The 18428-nt window shown below is 39.6% G+C and carries 17 protein-coding genes; 14 read left to right on the forward strand and 3 right to left on the reverse strand.

The genetic code is table 11. The features are described 5' to 3' along the window. The first annotated feature begins 45 nt into the window (after positions 1-45). The 9 genes from ACN6MT_RS13455 (at position 46) to ACN6MT_RS13495 (ending at position 9800) form a co-directional block, all read left to right on the forward strand. A complete protein-coding gene (locus ACN6MT_RS13455) occupies positions 46-1932 on the forward strand; it encodes a methylmalonyl-CoA mutase subunit beta (RefSeq protein WP_419956196.1) in 1887 nt (628 codons plus the stop codon). Next, a complete protein-coding gene (scpA, locus tag ACN6MT_RS13460) occupies positions 1913-4111 on the forward strand; it encodes a methylmalonyl-CoA mutase (protein WP_419956197.1) in 2199 nt (732 codons plus the stop codon). The genes ACN6MT_RS13455 and scpA overlap by 20 nt, the downstream gene beginning before the upstream one ends. Beyond that, positions 4112-5236, forward strand: coding sequence for a methylmalonyl Co-A mutase-associated GTPase MeaB (gene meaB, locus ACN6MT_RS13465; protein WP_419956198.1), 1125 nt, complete (start codon positions 4112-4114; stop codon positions 5234-5236). A gap of 113 nt (positions 5237-5349) precedes the next feature. Next, entirely contained in the window at positions 5350-5787 is a 438-nt protein-coding gene (locus tag ACN6MT_RS13470; protein WP_419956199.1) for a BrxA/BrxB family bacilliredoxin, read from the forward strand. A 215-nt stretch (positions 5788-6002) separates the two neighbouring features. Further along, positions 6003-6779 (forward strand): transporter substrate-binding domain-containing protein, encoded by a 777-nt coding sequence (locus ACN6MT_RS13475; protein ID WP_419956200.1) that lies wholly within the window; start codon positions 6003-6005, stop codon positions 6777-6779. Positions 6780-6849: 70 nt separating this feature from the next. Continuing rightward, entirely contained in the window at positions 6850-7509 is a 660-nt protein-coding gene (locus tag ACN6MT_RS13480) for an amino acid ABC transporter permease (RefSeq protein ID WP_034673166.1), read from the forward strand. After that, positions 7502-8224 (forward strand): amino acid ABC transporter ATP-binding protein, encoded by a 723-nt coding sequence (locus ACN6MT_RS13485; RefSeq protein ID WP_034673169.1) that lies wholly within the window; start codon positions 7502-7504, stop codon positions 8222-8224. The genes ACN6MT_RS13480 and ACN6MT_RS13485 overlap by 8 nt, the downstream gene beginning before the upstream one ends. Before the next feature lie 56 nt (positions 8225-8280). Continuing rightward, positions 8281-9264, forward strand: coding sequence for an aromatic acid exporter family protein (locus ACN6MT_RS13490; RefSeq protein ID WP_419956201.1), 984 nt, complete (start codon positions 8281-8283; stop codon positions 9262-9264). A gap of 23 nt (positions 9265-9287) precedes the next feature. Next, positions 9288-9800: a L,D-transpeptidase gene (locus ACN6MT_RS13495; RefSeq protein ID WP_419956202.1), complete on the forward strand. Its 513-nt coding sequence runs from the start codon at positions 9288-9290 to the stop codon at positions 9798-9800. A gap of 48 nt (positions 9801-9848) precedes the next feature. Here the strand turns inward: ACN6MT_RS13495 and prli42 are convergent, their stop codons facing one another. Beyond that, a complete protein-coding gene (prli42, locus tag ACN6MT_RS13500; protein WP_157411694.1) occupies positions 9849-9944 on the reverse strand; it encodes a stressosome-associated protein Prli42 in 96 nt (31 codons plus the stop codon). Positions 9945-10105: 161 nt separating this feature from the next. Here prli42 and mce point away from each other — a divergent pair, with 161 nt between their 5' ends. The 4 genes from mce (at position 10106) to ACN6MT_RS13520 (ending at position 14618) form a co-directional block, all read left to right on the forward strand. Beyond that, complete coding sequence (mce, locus tag ACN6MT_RS13505) at positions 10106-10510, forward strand: methylmalonyl-CoA epimerase (protein ID WP_034673175.1); 405 nt, start codon at positions 10106-10108, stop codon at positions 10508-10510. 6 nt (positions 10511-10516) lie between these two features. Further along, positions 10517-12067 carry an acyl-CoA carboxylase subunit beta gene (locus ACN6MT_RS13510; protein WP_419956203.1) on the forward strand — a complete coding sequence of 517 codons (1551 nt, stop codon included), beginning with the start codon at positions 10517-10519 and terminating at the stop codon, positions 12065-12067. A 72-nt stretch (positions 12068-12139) separates the two neighbouring features. Beyond that, complete coding sequence (locus tag ACN6MT_RS13515) at positions 12140-13261, forward strand: tripeptidase T (protein WP_419956204.1); 1122 nt, start codon at positions 12140-12142, stop codon at positions 13259-13261. Positions 13262-13340: 79 nt separating this feature from the next. Beyond that, on the forward strand, positions 13341-14618 hold the full coding sequence (locus ACN6MT_RS13520) for a DNA polymerase IV (protein ID WP_419956205.1): 1278 nt from the start codon (positions 13341-13343) through the stop codon (positions 14616-14618). Positions 14619-14662: 44 nt separating this feature from the next. Here the strand turns inward: ACN6MT_RS13520 and zwf are convergent, their stop codons facing one another. Beyond that, positions 14663-16132, reverse strand: a complete 1470-nt coding sequence (gene zwf / locus ACN6MT_RS13525; RefSeq protein ID WP_218008371.1) for a glucose-6-phosphate dehydrogenase — start codon at positions 16130-16132, stop codon at positions 14663-14665. Positions 16133-16326: 194 nt separating this feature from the next. Here zwf and rnz point away from each other — a divergent pair, with 194 nt between their 5' ends. After that, complete coding sequence (gene rnz / locus ACN6MT_RS13530) at positions 16327-17250, forward strand: ribonuclease Z (RefSeq protein ID WP_419956206.1); 924 nt, start codon at positions 16327-16329, stop codon at positions 17248-17250. An 89-nt stretch (positions 17251-17339) separates the two neighbouring features. Here rnz and namA read toward each other — a convergent pair whose 3' ends face one another. Then, positions 17340-18362 (reverse strand): NADPH dehydrogenase NamA, encoded by a 1023-nt coding sequence (gene namA, locus ACN6MT_RS13535; protein WP_419956207.1) that lies wholly within the window; start codon positions 18360-18362, stop codon positions 17340-17342. Positions 18363-18428 lie beyond the last annotated feature (66 nt).

Raw genomic sequence — 18428 nt, forward strand, 5'->3', positions numbered from 1 at the left:
GTAACAGGAATTTAAAGAATATTATGTATTTGAGGGGGGAGTTTTATGAGTTTAGATAACCTGCGAAATCAATCTTTTCCTTTAAGTAGAATAGAGGACTGGCAAGCAAAAGCAGAAGAAACTTTGAAGGGTAAAAGTATTGAAAAGTTAAAAAGCAGTACATATGAAAATATTATTTTGAAACCGCTTTATTATCGGCGGGATAAGCAGCAAGCACCGGAGTATCCGGGAGGTACAGATTTTCGTAGAGGTATTTATCCTTTAGGATACGTAACAAATGATTGGAAGGTAGCACAGAAAATTACATATCATTCTGTTGACCAATTAAAGGAAAAGCTTCAAGGGAGCGTTGAAAAAGGACAAACAGCGCTTTCATTTGAAGTTTCGGAGGTGCTTTTTGATTCAAAAGGAATAATAAATGAATTACTTGGAGATTTACCTGCTGAATTTCCGTTTGCCGTAAATGGGAGAGGTTTGCAATCAGCATTGCTAGCAGCATTAACAGAACGTAAGGAAAATGCTGATCTGGTTAGTGGCTATGTCGGCAGCGACCCCATTTCTCTGTTTGTGGAAACCGGATTTATTGAAGAAGACTTCTTCAAGAGTTGGATGATTGATATAAAGCTTGCAAATGAAAAACTACCAAAATTACGGACAGTCCTAATAAATACCTCAACCTACCATCAAGGTGGTGCCAATGCGGTTCAAGAGTTGGGAATTGCAGCAGCGACCGGTATCTTTCATCTTCAGAAATTATTAGATAGTGGTATGAAGTTAGAGAATGTTCTTGGAAAAATGATATTTCAATTCTCAATTGGCAGTAATTTCTTTATGGAGCTAGCTAAGATACGTGCAGCGAGAATTCTTTGGAATAAAATTACTAAGGTTTATGGGGCTGATCCAAAGGACCGGGGAATGCATATTGCAGCAGAGACGTCTTCATTTACAAAAACCGTTTATGACCCATATGTTAACCTCCTACGTGCTGGAAATGAGGGATTCGCAGCAGTTCTGGGAGGAGTCCAATATCTGCATATAACTCCGTTTGATGATATAACTGGCAGTTCTCTCCTTTCAGAACGAATTGCCAGAAACACGCAAAACATTCTAAAGGAAGAAGCATATCTGCAAAAAGTGGTCGACCCTGCGGGAGGATCTTGGTACGTAGAAGCATTAACAGTAGAACTTGCAGAAAAAGCTTGGCAGTATTTTCAGCAGATTGAAGCAAAAGGCGGTATGTTGGAAGTATTAAAATCGGGCTGGTTACAAGATGAAATAACATGTATTCGAACAAAACGGGAGCAGGATGTATCTACAAGAAAACAAAGTATTGTAGGGACAAATGTGTATGCCAATCTTGCTGAAACGGCTGGTTCTTCTACAATTCAAACGTGTAATAACCTTATAGGTGTTGATGGTACTAACACGATTAAAATTAAGAGAATAAAAAATATGAGGTTATCAGAACCATTTGAAAAACTGCGGAAAATAAGTGAAGAGAATGAAAGTAAATCAGGTTCGAAACCCAAAATCGGCATGATTTGTCTAGGAGAGTTAAAAAACTTTAAACCTAGGTTAGATTTTATGAGAGGATTCGCAGCTGCTGGCGGAATTGAAGCGGTGGAAAGTGGTTCTATTACCTCCTTAGAGGATGCCAAACAATTTGTTATAGGAACAGACACAAAATATTTTTGCTTATGTGGAAGCAATGACCATTATGAATCAATTGGACATGATATTCTTTCAGAGCTAAATAGAGAATTTCCTGAGCGGACTTTTTACTTAGCAGGACTGCCAGAAAAAGAGTTGCAAACCAAATGGGCAAATGAAGGGATAAAGCAGTTTATTCATATGAATAGTAACTGTTATGAAATTCTTTCAACCATTCTAAAAGAAATGGGGGTGGCATTAAATGAGCGTACAAAAGCCTAATTTCGTAAATATTTCCTTGTTTGATGAACAAGAGTTCCTAACGAAAGAAAAGTGGCAGGAACTGGTTAACAAAGAGATAGATACTTCCATTGATGATTTGTTGTTTGAAACGAACGAACAAATTCAATTAAAACCACTCTACACATCTGATGACCATGAAGGGATCGAGCATTTAGACGACCTGCCCGGTATTCCTCCATTTACTCGTGGACCCTACCCGACGATGTATGTGAATCGTCCATGGACGGTGAGACAATATGCAGGTTTTTCTACCGCTGAGGAGAGCAATGCATTCTATCGCCGTAATCTAGCAATGGGTCAAAAGGGCTTGTCTGTTGCTTTTGATTTAGCGACACATCGAGGTTATGATTCAGATCATCCGCGTGTTGTCGGAGATGTCGGCAAGGCTGGTGTTGCCATTGATTCCGTGCTTGATATGAAGACCCTATTTGATGGAATTCCCTTGGATCAAATGTCAGTATCCATGACTATGAATGGTGCCGTTTTACCAATTCTTGCTTTTTTCATTGTTACAGCTGAGGAACAGGGAGTCACACAGGATAAGCTGTCCGGAACGATTCAAAATGATATTTTAAAAGAGTACATGGTCCGTAACACCTATATTTATCCGCCTGAGATGTCAATGAAAATTATCGCAGACATTTTTGAATATACCTCTAAATATATGCCTAAGTTTAATAGTATCAGTATTTCAGGCTATCATATGCAGGAGGCTGGGGCGCCGGCTGACTTGGAATTAGCCTACACCCTTGCTGATGGGTTGGAGTATGTAAGAACAGGGCTAGAGGCTGGAATTGACATTGATAAATTTGCACCAAGATTGTCGTTTTTCTGGGCAATAGGGATGAATTATTTTATGGAAGTTGCCAAAATGAGGGCAGCCCGATTAATCTGGGCAAAAATGATGAAATCCTTCGAGCCGAAAAGTGAGAAATCAATGGCACTTAGAACCCATTCCCAAACATCGGGTTGGAGTTTGACGGAGCAAGATCCTTTTAATAATGTCATTCGTACCTTACTTGAAGCGCATGCTGCGGCAATGGGACATACGCAATCCCTCCATACCAATGCTTTGGATGAGGCCATTGCCCTGCCCACTGATTTTTCGGCGCGAATTGCCCGTAATACGCAATTATTTTTACAAGAGGAAACGGGTATCACCAATGTAATTGATCCTTGGGCGGGATCTTATTATGTTGAAAAGCTGACGCAAGAATTGGTAGAAAGAGCTTGGACACATATTGAAGAAATTGAAAACCTAGGCGGTATGGCTAAAGCAATTGAGACGGGTCTTCCAAAAATGAGAATTGAAGAGGCTGCTGCTAGGAGACAAGCACAAATCGACTCAGGAAAAGAAACGATTATCGGTGTAAATCGATATCGACTTGAAAAGGAAGAAGCCATTGATATATTGGATATTGATAATACAGCAGTTCGATTAAAACAGATTGAGAAATTAACTAGATTAAAAGATGGCCGTGATGAATCAAAGGTTGCAGAAGCTTTGGAAGCTTTAACAAAGGGTGCTGAAACGGGCGAAAGCAACTTGTTAGAGTTAGCCGTGCAAGCTGCAAGAGTTCGTGCCACCTTAGGTGAAATTTCAGACGCGATTGAGAAGGTTTCCAGCAGACATAAAGCTGTGATTCGCTCGATTAGCGGGGTGTATAGTAAATCATTTTCAAACGAAGAGGAAATAAGCGAAGTCAAAAAGATGACCGATGAATTCCTAGAGAATGAAGGGAGAAGACCAAGAATTCTAATTGCAAAAATGGGTCAGGATGGACATGACCGAGGTGCTAAGGTCATTGCCACCGCCTTCGCTGACTTAGGGTTTGATGTTGATATCGGTCCATTATTCCAAACCCCGGAAGAAACGGCCATGCAGGCGGTTGAAAATGATGTTCATGTAATAGGAATGAGTTCATTAGCTGCAGGACACAAGACGTTATTACCACAACTTGGAGAAGAGTTAAAAAAGCTCGGTCGAGAAGACATCTTAATCGTTATTGGCGGCGTCATTCCGGCACAGGACTATCAATTTTTATATGATAATGGAGCAGCAGCTATTTTCGGACCAGGAACCATTATCCCCGTTGCCGCTCAAAAAGTGATCAAGGAAATTTATAAGCAGCTTGGCTATGAGGAAGTGGGAAAATAGATGTCTGAGGATCTGAAACCGGAATGGAGCGACCCGAATGAACCGGATAAATTCTCAAGCGTAATAAAAAGAGGACAGGAGCTGGAAGGTCAGCCCGTCACCATTGAAAAAAACACGGTCTTTCAAAAACGCAAGTCTATGGAACCAACGATTCAAGAGTTAGTTGATGGGGTGCTCACGGGAAATAGAGGCCAGCTCGCCCGCGCCATCACACTAGTTGAAAGTAATGCTGAACAACATTTTCATAAGGCGCAGGAGCTTCTCCAAAAGCTCTTGGCCCATAGTGGTAAAGCAGTCAGAATTGGGATAACCGGTGTGCCTGGTGCTGGAAAAAGTACATTTATCGAAGCGTTTGGCACCTACCTTTGTGACCTAGGTTTACGAGTGGCAGTACTAGCAATCGATCCCAGTTCGAGTCTCTCGGGTGGCAGTATTCTTGGCGATAAAACGAGGATGGAGCAATTGTCGCGGAATCCAAGAGCTTTTATTCGGCCATCACCAACGGCCGGAAAACTGGGTGGAGTACATCGGAAAACTAGAGAAGCGATGTTGATTTGCGAGGCAGCTGGCTTTGATGTGATCTTAATCGAAACTGTCGGAGTGGGCCAAAGCGAAGTAATTATTAGAGACATGGTCGACTTTTTCATGCTACTTGTCCTAACAGGTGCGGGTGATGAATTACAGGGAATGAAGAAAGGAATCATGGAGCTAGCTGATGCTGTCCTTGTTCATAAAGCAGACGGAGCCAATAAGGAAAAAGCGGAGCAGACAAGAAAAGAGTATAGCCGTGTCCTTCATTTTCTTCAGCCAGCAACTAAGGGCTGGGCATCCAAGGCGTATACCTGTTCCTCCTTAACAGGTGAGGGGATTAGAGAGGTTTGGGATGTTATTAAGGACTTTGAGGAGAAAGGAAAATCCTCTGGAGTCTTTGCAGAAAGACGAAAAGGACAGCAGCGTGATTGGATCTATTCTCTCATAACTGATCAGCTGCACTATAGCTTCTTTCACCACCCGGAAGTTAAACTCAAATTACCTCAATTGGAAAATGAGGTAATGGCTGGGGAAAAAACGGCTGCTACAGCTGTTGATATACTCTTCCAGACGTTCCTATCAGGTGAAAAGTAGTGACTGTCAATTTATTGACAATCTTTCTCGTTGAAAAAGTTCCTATTTATTTGAAAGAAACACATTTTTACTGTTATCATGTAGTTATATCGACTTAATTAGGAGTGAAATGTATGAGCATGGATTTCAATTTTTTCATGAATGATGTTGTAGCTCAAGCACGTAAAGAGATTACAGCAGCTGGCTATAAAGAATTAAAGACGCCTGAAGAGGTTGAAGAGGCGCTTGAACAAAAAGGTACAACCTTAGTGATGATTAACTCTGTATGTGGTTGTGCAGGTGGCATTGCACGACCAGCAGCCTCCCATGCCCTTCATTATGATAAACGTCCTGATCAACTTGTTACTGTTTTTGCAGGACAGGACAAAGAAGCGACAGAAAAAGCGCGCAGCTATTTTACGGGTTATCCACCGTCCTCACCATCTTTTGCCTTATTGAAGGATGGAAAAATTGTTTCAATGGTAGAAAGACACCAAATCGAAGGCTATGATCCAGCTACAGTTGTAGCAAGACTGCAAAAAGAATTCGAAGAAAACTGCGAAGAACTTTAAATCAAAGTCAAAAGAACCAATTTCCTTAACGGGAAATTGGTTTTTTTTATATTAAAAAAGTAATAATAAATTTTAATAAATATACTTGCATAGTTATTCTGTTCCGTGTTAAAATTCATTACGTTGTATAAATATTAAGCTTTAACTCTATAAAGATAGAAAAAATATTATTAATTTTTTAAATTAATTTTCAGAAAATTATAGGAGGAAAACAAATGAAAAAGTTAATGGGTTTATTCTTAATAATGATATTAGCTGTTGGTGTATTGGCAGCTTGTGGTGGAGCGAAAGATTCCAATGAAGGTGATAAAAAGACTCTTGTGATGGCTACCTCAGCGGATTATGCTCCATTTGAATATATTGAATCAGATAAAAGTGACGAAATTGTTGGCTTTGATGTTGACTTAGCTAAAGCGATCGCTGGAAAACTTGGCTATGAAGTGGAAATTAAAGATATGGATTTCGGCGGGTTGATTCAGTCGCTTAAATCTGGACAAGCAGACTTTGTATTAGCAGGAATGACTCCTACTGAAAAAAGAAAGAAAAACGTAGATTTCAGTGATATTTATTACACAGCACAGCACATGGTTATCTCTAAAACAGACAGTGGCATTGCAACAGTAGAAGATTTAAAAGGTAAAACAGTTGGCGTTCAGTTAGGCTCAATTCAAGAAGGTAAAGCAGAAGAAATTAATAAAACAGTAGCTATCAAAGTAGAAAATCGTAACCGTATTCCAGAGCTTATTCAAGAATTGAAAGCTGGACGTTTTGACGCTATCATTATTGAAGACACAGTAGCAAAAGGCTATCTTGATAAAGAATCAGATTTAACCAGCTTCACAATGAGCGATGACCCAGAAGAAGCAGGATCTGCGATTGCATTTCCAAAGGATAGCGATTTAACGGAGAAATTTAACAAAGAGCTTAAAAACATGAAAGAAAACGGCGAATTACAAGAATTGATTGTTAAATGGTTTGGCGGGGAAAACTAATTCTACAACCAAGACGTTCAGAAGTCTTCTGAACGTCTTACTAATTTCTTTAAGAGAGGACGGCAGATGAATGAACTTAGATTTCACACAATTCATTCCTTCGATGCCATATATATTAGAAGGAATACTTGTTACTCTTAAGATTGTCATTTTAGCAGGGATATTAGGATTTGCTTTAGGTATTATTCTTTCGTTGTTTAAAATTAGCAAATTTAAATTTCTCGGCTGGTTTGCGGACGCATATACGTCAATTTTTCGTGGTACTCCATTAGTTTTACAACTGATGTTGATTTATTATGGTTCGCCGCAGTTAATCGGATATCAAATTGAACCATATACAGCTGCGATATTATCCTTTGCCCTTAATTCCGGCGCTTACATATCTGAGATTATTAGAGCAGGAATTCAGGCAATTGATAAAGGACAGCAGGAGGCAGCAATGGCTCTTGGTGTGCCTTACACAAAAATGATGTGGGATATCATAATGCCTCAAGCCCTTAAAAATATCCTGCCAGCATTAATGAACGAATTTATTACCTTAACAAAGGAATCGGCCATTGTCACCACCATTGGTGTAATGGATATTATGCGTCGTTCCTACCAGGTTGGGGCTGAAAATTATTCGTTTTTTGAACCACTCTTGATTGCCGGTTTAATTTATTATGTAATGGTGGTTATCTTGACCTTCTTAGGAAAAGCGGTCGAAAGGAGAATGAGACGCAGTGATTAAGGTAGAGAATTTATATAAAAACTATGGCAAGCTTGAAGTATTAAAAGGGATTTCCACGACAATCGAGGCGGGAGAAGTTGTTGCAATTATTGGTCCCTCTGGTTCAGGAAAGTCTACCTTTCTGCGTTGCATGAACCTTCTTGAGACTCCAACTAGCGGTAGTATTTTTGTAAGAGACCAGGATGTTACCGATAAAAAAACAAATATTTTGAAGGTGCGACAAAACGTAGGAATGGTTTTTCAACACTTTCATCTATTTCCGCATAAAACTGTTCTCCAAAATCTTACTTATGCACCGATGAAGGTAAAAGGTTTGTCAAAGGGAGAAGCAGAAAAGATTGCCTTGGATTTGCTAGAAAGAGTTGGGTTAGCGGAAAAAGCGAATGAATACCCAACCAGGTTATCAGGCGGACAAAAACAGCGGGTGGCGATTGCGCGAGCACTTGCTATGGAGCCAGAAGTTATGCTTTTTGATGAGCCGACCTCTGCTCTTGACCCAGAGATGGTTAAGGAAGTTTTAGAGGTAATGAAATCACTTGCTCATACTGGAATGACAATGGCTATTGTGACACACGAAATGGGATTTGCTCGTGAAGTTGCGGATCGAGTTCTCTTTTTAGACGGCGGAGTGTTAGTAGAAGATGCAAAACCTCAAGAATTTTTCACAAACCCAAAGAGCAAGCGTGCACAAGATTTCTTGCAAAAAATGCTCTAATCAGGATATGCTAAAGATGATCAGTGATGATCATCTTTTTTTTTTAGGAGAATGCTATGAAATATCGAATTGGATACCGAACAATCAAAACGGCCTTAGGCACTGCCATCTCAATATTACTTGCTCAACAGTTAGGACTACACAACTTTGCCTCAGCAGGTATATTAACGATTTTATGTATCAAGGTTACGAAAAGAAAATCTATACGGGCTTCATGGGATCGGTTTTTAGCTTGTACATTAGCGATGCCATTTTCGAGTCTATTTTTTGAACTAATTGGCTACCATCCAATAGTAATCGGGATTATGCTATTATTTTTTATCCCGACTGTAGTGATGTTTAAAGCTAACGATGGAATTGTTACAAGCAGTGTTATTATTTTACATATTTATATGGCAAACAAATTATCACCAGCACTTTATCTTAATGAACTTGGGGTAATTATTATCGGAATTGGCGTTGCACTTCTAATTAATTTATATATGCCTAGTGCAGATGATAAATTAAAGGACTATCAATTGAGAATCGAGGAAAACTTTAAAGTTATTTTCTATGAAATGGTTTCTTATCTTAGAACAGGGGAAAGCACCTGGTCTGGAAAAGAAATTACAGAAACGGCAAACTTACTAGACGAAGCAAAATTATTCGCCTTTCGAGATGTTGAAAACCATTTTTTACGGGAAGAAAATGATTATTTTCATTATTTTAAAATGAGAGAAAAGCAATTTGAAATCATTGAACGAGTGCTGCCGATTGTTACTTCACTAACTGTAACATTACCGCAGGGAAAAATGATTGCTGAATTTCTCCAAGAATTATCCCAACATATTCAACCTGTCAATACGGCCCACATTTATCTTGAAAAGTTAAAAGAGATGAAAAAGGAATTTGAAGAAATGGATCTGCCAAAGACAAGAGAAGAATTTGAGGTGCGTGCGTCACTCCTTCAATTAGTAAAAGAGATGAATGAATATCTAATCATTAAAAGTACTTTTAATACAACGAGATGGAATAAAGTAAGGAAAGTAGAAGCAAACTAAGGAAAAAATGGCAGGTGGATTTTATGTTGAAGATGCTATCGCCAATCCTGTTTGCTTTTTTTATTTCACCCATTTGGCCTCTCGGACCGAATCCTCTTCCTGGTGATCCTTTCGTTATTGTCAATAAACAAACAAATGAATTGGCTTTCGTTGATGAAAATAAAGTCCAAACTGTTGTGAGTGTTGGTACTGGTAAGACGAAGGAGTTAACACCAGAAGGGCTTTTTACGATAACGGTAAAAGCAGAAGATCCATATTACCGCCGTAAGGATATTCCTGGAGGTGACCCCAAGAACCCACTTGGATCTAGATGGATAGGTTTTGATGCTGAAGAAACAGATGGGAGAATATACGGAGTTCATGGTACTAATCAGCCTGCTTCCATCGGAAGATATGTATCACAAGGGTGTATTCGTACACAGAATGAAGTCATTTCTTCTTTGTACCCCATCATTCCATTAGGTACAAAAATATTAGTCACTTCAACGAGTAAATCATTTGAACAGCTTGCGAAAGAATATAGAGCAATTAAATAAATTGTAAAAGGGACTGTTTTCGAACAGTCCCTTTCCTATGATTTCTAATTAAATAAATTGAGCAATCCCAATTAAGAGTGTTGAGGCTAACATAGCAATTAGCATTAAATATACGACTATTTTTCTTGTCTTTTTAGAATTCAAAGTGGGTTCCCCCTTTATTTTATTAGCTTTCTTTATATTTTACAGGGAAAAGCCCATTTGAACAATGGAACAACATCTCATTTTGGGAAGGAATTATGAACTTTTTAGCGAATATTGTAATTGTCGAAACTATTTAAATTATGAAAAATAGAGGGGTAAAAATGATTAAAAAAGTAGACCACATTGGAATTGCTGTTCGGTCGCTCGAGACCACTCTGCCTTTTTATACAGAGGTCCTTAGGCTTCCTTTATTAGGCATTGAAGAAGTAGAAAGTCAAAAAGTAAGAGTTGCATTTTTGAAAGCAGGGGAAACAAAAATAGAGCTCTTAGAACCAACAACAGAGGACAGTACAATAGCTCACTTTATTGAAAAACGTGGTGAGGGGATGCACCATATCGCTTTAGGTGTGAACTCTATTGAAGAAAGAATAATAGAGATGAAAGAAAAAGGTATTCGCATGATTGACCAAGAGCCAAGAATGGGTGCAGGAGGAGCACATATAGCATTCATGCATCCCAAGTCGGCTTCGGGTGTATTAGTTGAACTATGCGAAAAGAAGGGGTGAAGGGTAATGATAGACATCTATGAGAAAATAAATGAATTATATGATAAGCGCCGGGAAGTGGAGCTTGGCGGCGGGGACGAAAGAATTGAAAAACAACATGAGAAGGGAAAATTAACAGCAAGAGAACGAATTGAGCTTTTGGTTGATAAAGGATCATTCGTTGAATTAAGCCCATTTATAGAACACAGGACGAACGATTTTGGTCTAGATGAACAAAAAGGACCTGGTGATGGCGTTGTTACTGGTTACGGAAAAGTAAACGGGCGGCCAATTTACTTGTTTTCACAAGATTTTACTGTATTTGGCGGTGCCCTTGGGGAGATGCATGCAAAAAAAATCGCCAATGTAATGGATTTAGCTGCTAAAAACGGTACACCGTTTGTTGGTCTAAATGATTCTGGAGGAGCACGAATTCAAGAAGGTGTGGTTTCACTAGATGGTTACGGTCACATCTTTTATCGAAATGCTATTTATTCTGGAGTAATTCCGCAGATTTCTGTCATCATGGGCCCTTGTGCCGGTGGAGCTGTCTATTCACCTGCAATCACCGATTTCGTATTCATGGTTGAAAAAACAAGTCAAATGTTTATTACAGGTCCAAAAGTAATTGAAACTGTGACGGGTGAGAAGATCTCTGCAGAAGACCTTGGCGGTGCCCATGTTCATAATAGTATTAGTGGAAATGCGCATTTTGAAGCTGGTTCTGAGCAGGAGGTATTAGAAGAGGTTCGAAAGCTTCTTGGCTATCTTCCTCAAAATAATGAAGAGAAGCCACCAATACTTGCGGTAAATGAAGAAAATGACTATCGACCAGATTTGACCGACGTTATTCCTTTTGACGCTGTCCGTCCTTATGATGTTCGTAAAGTAATAGAACAAGTAGCGGATGCAGACTCTTTTATGGAAATTCAGAAAAACTTTGCAAAAAATATCGTCGTTGGCTTTGCGCGGATTAAAGGGGAAACGGTAGGACTCGTTTGTAATCAGCCAAAAGTTATGGCGGGCGGGCTTGATATTAATTCTTCCGATAAAGCTGCAAGATTTATTCGCACTTGTGATTCGTTTAATATCCCGATTATCACATTTGAAGATGTTACCGGCTTCTTCCCAGGTGTAAAACAGGAGCATGGAGGGATTATCCGACACGGTGCAAAGATTCTTTATGCCTATTCAGAAGCTACTGTTCCGAAGTTAACCGTTATTTTAAGAAAGGCTTATGGAGGCGCATATGTTGCACTCAATAGTAAGTCTATTGGAGCGGATTTAGTTTTCGCGTGGCCTAATGCTGAAATTGCGGTTATGGGACCTCAGGGAGCGGCCAATATCATTTTTGCAAAGGAAATACAAAATAGTGATAACCCAGAACAGGTAAGACAGCAAAAGATTGAAGAATATCGAGAAAAGTTTGCCAATCCATATGTTGCGGCAAGCAGAGGAATGGTCGATGATGTCATTGACCCGCGAGAAACGAGAATAAAAATTATCCAGGCATTAGAGATGCTTCGAAATAAAAAGGAATCAAGACCGTTCAAGAAACATGGGAATATCCCACTTTAATGTAATCATTTGAAGACAGGATTATGAAAGAGTATACTCTAGAGGGAATACATAAAACGGAGGGTTATTCAGATGATTAATCATGAGCGTCTTTTGAATGAATTTTTAGAACTTGTACAAATTGATTCTGAAACTAAATATGAGACTGAAATCGCTAAAGTCTTAAAACAAAAGTTTACAGATTTAGGTCTTGATGTGTTTGAAGATGATACAACGGCTATAACGGGACATGGAGCAGGTAATTTAGTTTGTACACTAGCTGCCACTAAAGATGGTGTAGATCCTATTTACTTCACTTCCCATATGGATACAGTCGTTCCAGCAAGAGGTGTTAAGCCCTCAATTAAAGACGGCTATGTCGTCACAGATGGAACAACAATTTTAGGTGCCGATGACAAAACGGGTCTATCAGTTATGCTTGAAACGATCCGCGTTCTAAAAGAACAAAATATTCCTCATGGTCAAATTCAATTTGTTATTACTGTCGGTGAAGAATCTGGCCTTGTAGGGGCAAAAGCACTAGATTCTTCCTTATTGAAAGCAAAGTATGGCTATGCATTGGACAGTGATGGTTTAGTAGGAAATATCGTGGTGGCTGCTCCTACCCAAGCCAAAATTAAAGCGGTCATTTACGGAAAAACCGCTCATGCTGGTGTTGCACCTGAAAAAGGAGTTTCTGCGATTACCATTGCAGCGAAATCGATTGCGAGAATGTCGTTAGGCAGGATTGACTCAGAAACAACCGCAAATATCGGACGCTTCGAAGGCGGCACACAAACGAATATCGTTTGCGACCGTGTTGATATTTTAGCTGAAGCTCGTTCTCTCATTGCTGAAAAAATGGAAGCGCAAGCTGCCAAAATGAAGGAAGCCTTTGAAACTGTTGCAGCTGAAATGGGCGGTAGAGCAGAAGTTGACATCGAAGTCATGTACCCAGGCTTTAAATTTGGGGAAGGCGATCAGGTTGTAGAAATCGCACGTAAAGCAGCAGCAAAAATTGGCCGCAGCTGTGAATTACAGCATAGCGGCGGCGGAAGTGACGCTAACGTTATTGCGGGCTTTAACATTCCAACCGTAAACCTTGCAGTTGGTTATGAAGATATCCATACAACGAATGAACGTATGCCAATTGAGGAATTAAACAAGCTGGCAGAAATGACAATTGCTATTATTGAAGAGGTTACAAATCAATAAGGAATGTGGAAGGGGAGCCAACTGGTTCTCCTTTTTGCTATACTATAAGTACCATTGTTTTTTAGGAGAAGTGTCACGCATGAAGGAAATGTATCCGAAAAAGGGCAGAGTCATTCTACATGTAGATATGAATAGCTTTTATGCCTCTGTGGAGATGGCTTATGACCCAGAATTGAAGGGGAAACCCGTTGCAATTGCTGGTAACGTCGAGGAGCGCCGGGGGATCATTATCACCTGCAGCTATGAAGCTAGAAAGTTTGGAGTCAAGACTACTATGCCGCTGTGGGAAGCGAAAAAGCTTTGTCCGCAATTAATTATTAGGAAACCGAATTTTGACAGGTATCGGACGGCGTCTATCGCCATGTTTGAGATTCTTAGGAATTACACAGAATTGGTCGAACCTGTATCCATTGATGAAGGATATATGGATATAACCGATTCCTTTGAGCTAGGCAGTCCAATCGAAATTGCTCAGAGTATTCAAAAAAGAGTGCTGGAACAGCTCGATTTGCCATGCAGTATTGGTATAGCTCCAAATAAATTTTTGGCAAAAACAGCTTCTGATATGAAAAAACCAATGGGAATAACGATACTGCGAAAGCGTGACATCCCTTCCATTTTGTGGCCGTTAAACACGAGTGAGATGCATGGTGTTGGAAAAAAGACTGCTGAAAAGTTAACAACCATTGGTATTCATACAATCGGAGAATTAGCGGCAGGCAATGAGATACAGCTTAAATCATTGCTTGGTATTAACGGAATACGAATAAAGGAAAGGGCAAATGGAATCGATACTCGACCGGTTGATCCTGAGTCGGTATCTGATTTTAAAAGTATTGGAAACTCAACAACACTGCCAAAGGATACGAGCAATCAACAAGAATTGTACCGGATTTTGGAATCATTAGCAGAAACGGTTTCAGTAAGGTTAAAGCGGAAAAATGTCTTAGCCACAACGCTGGGCATTACAATCCGTTTTAAGGATAGAAGAACGATTACCCGCAGTAAAAAACTTGCCAATCCTATACAGCAGAAAGAGGACATTGCTTCGATGGCTAAGCAGATTTTTATTAAGGAGTGGAACGGAAACCCTGTCCGTTTGTTAGGGATAACAGGCTATGATTTAGTGGAACATGACCTTGCTTTTAAACAGCTAGATTTATTTTCATTTGAAAAGGATGCCAAAAAGGAACCGTTATTGAAAACACTGTCCACTTTACGTGAGAAATATGGGAAAAATATCATTGAAAATGCAGGCATTCGAAAAGTAAACAATGCTCATAACATTGGTACCGGAACGAGTTTTAATAAAGATTTTCTCCGTTCTTTCCCGGAAAAAAAGAAGGAAGACAATTAAAAGCTCCGCCATTGTTTATCAACAATAACGGAGCTTTTTTTGTATTATTTACAGATATCTACATCTAAATCGGTTACAGGCCACCAGAAGAATCCATCCTTTTCTAACAGCTCGTCAGCCTCTTTCGGTCCCATTGAACCAGATTCGTAATTTGGATAGTTTTCGGCTTTTGTTTTTTCCCATACTTCAGAAATATTATCAACAAACGCCCAAGAATAAGCGACTTCATCCCAATGAGTAAAATTGGTTGCGTCTCCGCGCATGCAATCATATAGTAGCTTTTCATACCCTTCAGGTGTGTTCATAGCATGTATTCCTGTGTTGGCAAAACTTAATTTAACTTCTTGTGCATCGAGATGCCCGCCCGCCTTTTTAGCGTTGAGATGAAGGGTGATTCCTTCTTCAGGCTGAATATGAATAACAAGCAGATTCGGGTTCAACAGTTTCTCCGGCTGGTAATAAAGGTTCATCGGAATGTCTTTAAATTGAACCACAATCTTCGTCGATTTTGTTGCCATCCTTTTTCCAGTTCGAATATAAAAAGGTACACCCGCCCAGCGGAAATTATCAATCATAATCTTTCCAGCGACAAAGGTTTCTGTATTGGACTCTTTATCAACCATTGGCTCGGCCCGGTATTCAGGTACCGGTTGATCCTCTACCGTACCAGATCCATACTGCCCGCGGACAAAGTATTTATTTATTTTATCCCCTTTAATCATTCTTAATGAACGAAACACTCTGACCTTCTCAGAACGTATCTCATCTGTTGTCAATTTAATTGGGGGCTCCATTGCAAGCAATGCTACCATTTGCATGATGTGGTTTTGAACCATATCCCGAAGAGCTCCGCTTGTTTCATAATAACGTCCGCGTTCTTCCACTCCAAGTACTTCACTTGAGGTAATTTGAATATTGGAGATATAGCGGTTATTCCATAATGGTTCAAACAGGGCATTGGCAAAACGAATAACTTCGATATTACGAACCATTTCTTTGCCTAAGTAGTGATCAATTCTGTAAACTTCGCTCTCTGAAAAAGCCATACGAATTTGTTTGTTTAACAATTTTGCTGATTCTAAATCATGTCCAAAAGGTTTTTCTATTACAAGTCGTTTGTATCCTTTGACATCCGTCAAACCATCCGATTTTAAATGGAGAGCAATTGGTCCAAAGAATTCAGGTGCCATCGCAAGATAGAAAATACGATTACCTTCTAATTCATACTGATCATCAATTTGCTGTGCTAATTTTTTTAGGTTTTGATATGAGCTGGAATCGGCCACATCATGTGACTGATAATAGAAATGAGAGATAAACTCGTCAATTTTTTCCTTTTTGCCTAGAGCAGTTAATACCGAGTCTTTTACAGAATTCTGAAACTCTTCAGTAGATAAGGGTCTCCTTGCTACGCCTATAACTGCAAATTTGTCTAATTTACCTTTCTGAAACAATCGGTAAAGGGACGGAAAAAGTTTCCGAACGGCTAAATCTCCCGTTGCACCAAATATCATAATTAATGAAGTCATATTTTTAGATTGTTCCACGATAAGTACCTCTCTTTATATGTATTCAATTTATATTTCGCAAAAAACAACTCAAGAATGTATTCAAATCTATTCCTTTTAAAGAGAATATACGCACAAAGGGCAATTGTGCAAGCGATATGCTATATTATTTATATTATTATTCGGAAGGCGTGTTTATATTGGATATATTATTTTTAGGTACTGGTGCTGGAATTCCAGCAAAGCTTCGCAATGTTACATCTATAGCCCTAAAATTACTCGAAGAACGAGGTGCTATTTGGTTGTTCGATGCAGGTGAAGCCACACAGCATCAAATTTTACATACTTCGATTAAACCGCGTAGAATTGAGAAAATTTTCATTACCCACCTTCATGGTGATCATATCTATGGCCTTCCTGGACTATTGGCCAGCCGTTCTTTTCAAGGCGGAGAAACAGAAGTGATTATTTATGGACCCAAAGGACTGAAAGACTATATCACCATAAGCCTAACGGTCAGCCAAACCTATTTAAAATACCCACTAAAAATCGTTGAAATAGACGAAGGGGTTATTTTTGAAGATGAACAGTTTATTGTCGAAGCTCGACTTTTAGAACATGGTATTCCTTCATATGGATATCGGATTATTGAGAAGGATAAACCAGGGACTCTATTAGCGGAAAGACTAGTCGAGGCGGGAGTACAGCCAGGACCGATTTTCCGGAAAATTAAAGAAGGTGAAACGATTACGCTAGATGATGGCACTATTATCGTACCAGCAGATTTTCTCGGTCCGGATATAAAGGGTCGAATTGTAACGATTCTTGGAGATACAAGATACTGTGACAACGCAATTCTTTTAGCCAAGGACGCAGATTTATTAATTCATGAAGCAACTTTTTCAAAAGGTGAAGAGAAGCTTGCCTTTGATTATTTCCACTCGACCACCCATCAGGCTGCAGAAGTGGCGAAACTAGCTGGAAGTAAGCAGCTCTGTTTGACCCACATCAGCTCACGCTACGATCGGCAATCCTGGGGTGAACTTGTTGCCGAAGCACAGGAAATTTTTGCGAATACAGATATTGCAGAAGACTTTAAAGAAATCAGCATAGTGTTTAAATGAAAAGACGGTCAGAAAGCCGTCTTTATCTTTTTAAAAGGCACTTCTCATATACTGTTGCTTTTTAAAACAAAATTTAAAGATGGTGGGTTTTAGAAAATCCATCCACGCTCGTATTGTTTTGGACTCTCAATACTTACTCCTAGTTCTTTGGCAGCTGTTCTAGGCCAGTAAGGGTCACGTAATAATTCTCGAGCCAAAAATACTAAATCTGCACGGTCATTTTGAAGGATTTCCTCCGCTTGAATCGCCGTTGTAATTAATCCAACTGCTCCAGTTGCAATTTCGGCACCATCTCTAATCGTTTCTGAGAATGGAACTTGATAACCGGGGAATTCTGTTATCCTCGCTGGTACCACTGCCCCTGAGCTCACATCAATTAAATCAACACCTTGTTCCTTCATCCATTGACCGAAAAATACGTAATCCAGCGGTGTTAACCCCTCGTCATTATAATCGTGAGCTGAAACACGTACAAACAGGACACCATCCCATACTGTTTTGATAGCTTCAATAATTTCGCGAAGGAATCGGTAACGGTTTTCAGCAGATCCTCCGTATTCATCCGTTCTTTTATTCGATAATGGGGAGAGGAACTCATTTATCAGGTAGCCGTGGGCACCATGAATTTCTATGACATCAAAGCCAGCTTTTGCTGCACGCTCAGCACCTTTTTTAAAAGCATCAACAGTCTCGGCAATGTCTTGTTTATTCATTTCTTTAGGAGTCTTCCTTTGTTCATCAAAAGAAATGGCCGAAGGGGCAATGATTTCACCTTCTAGAACTGCCTTTCTACCCGCATGGGCAAGCTGGATACCCGTTTTAGCACCATGCTCCTTCATCAAGTTGATGATTTCTTTGAATCCTTGAATGTGGTCATCACTCCAAATTCCTAAATCCCTAGGAGAAATTCTGCCCTGCTTCGTTACTGCGGTTGCTTCAACAATAATCAGACCAACTTGACCAACAGCCCGGCTTGTATAATGAGTACGGTGCCAGTTTTGAATATGCCCATCTTCGTTATGACTGGAATACATGCACATCGGCGCCATTACAATTCGATTTTTCAGTGTAACATCCTTAATCGTATAGGGAGAAAATAATTTTGTAGACATATGGAACCTCCTAAAGTCATTTTCTATGTACCTGCTCATCTAAGTAGCAAATGGCAGTCTTTCAAT

This window comes from Neobacillus niacini (genome assembly GCF_048572935.1).
Lineage (GTDB): Bacteria > Bacillota > Bacilli > Bacillales > Cytobacillaceae > Neobacillus > Neobacillus niacini.

Bases quoted from the DNA above. Each gene is read 5' to 3' on its own strand.
- ACN6MT_RS13455 (WP_419956196.1), top strand. From the start codon at position 46: ATGAGTTTAGATAACCTGCGAAATCAATCTTTTCCTTTAAGTAGAATA.
- scpA (WP_419956197.1), top strand. From the start codon at position 1,913: ATGAGCGTACAAAAGCCTAATTTCGTAAATATTTCCTTGTTTGATGAA.
- meaB (WP_419956198.1), top strand. From the start codon at position 4,112: ATGTCTGAGGATCTGAAACCGGAATGGAGCGACCCGAATGAACCGGAT.
- ACN6MT_RS13470 (WP_419956199.1), top strand. From the start codon at position 5,350: ATGAGCATGGATTTCAATTTTTTCATGAATGATGTTGTAGCTCAAGCA.
- ACN6MT_RS13475 (WP_419956200.1), top strand. From the start codon at position 6,003: ATGAAAAAGTTAATGGGTTTATTCTTAATAATGATATTAGCTGTTGGT.
- ACN6MT_RS13480 (WP_034673166.1), top strand. From the start codon at position 6,850: ATGAACTTAGATTTCACACAATTCATTCCTTCGATGCCATATATATTA.
- ACN6MT_RS13490 (WP_419956201.1), top strand. From the start codon at position 8,281: ATGAAATATCGAATTGGATACCGAACAATCAAAACGGCCTTAGGCACT.
- ACN6MT_RS13495 (WP_419956202.1), top strand. From the start codon at position 9,288: ATGTTGAAGATGCTATCGCCAATCCTGTTTGCTTTTTTTATTTCACCC.
- mce (WP_034673175.1), top strand. From the start codon at position 10,106: ATGATTAAAAAAGTAGACCACATTGGAATTGCTGTTCGGTCGCTCGAG.
- ACN6MT_RS13510 (WP_419956203.1), top strand. From the start codon at position 10,517: ATGATAGACATCTATGAGAAAATAAATGAATTATATGATAAGCGCCGG.
- ACN6MT_RS13515 (WP_419956204.1), top strand. From the start codon at position 12,140: ATGATTAATCATGAGCGTCTTTTGAATGAATTTTTAGAACTTGTACAA.
- ACN6MT_RS13520 (WP_419956205.1), top strand. From the start codon at position 13,341: ATGAAGGAAATGTATCCGAAAAAGGGCAGAGTCATTCTACATGTAGAT.
- zwf (WP_218008371.1), bottom strand. From the start codon at position 16,132: ATGATATTTGGTGCAACGGGAGATTTAGCCGTTCGGAAACTTTTTCCG.
- namA (WP_419956207.1), bottom strand. From the start codon at position 18,362: ATGTCTACAAAATTATTTTCTCCCTATACGATTAAGGATGTTACACTG.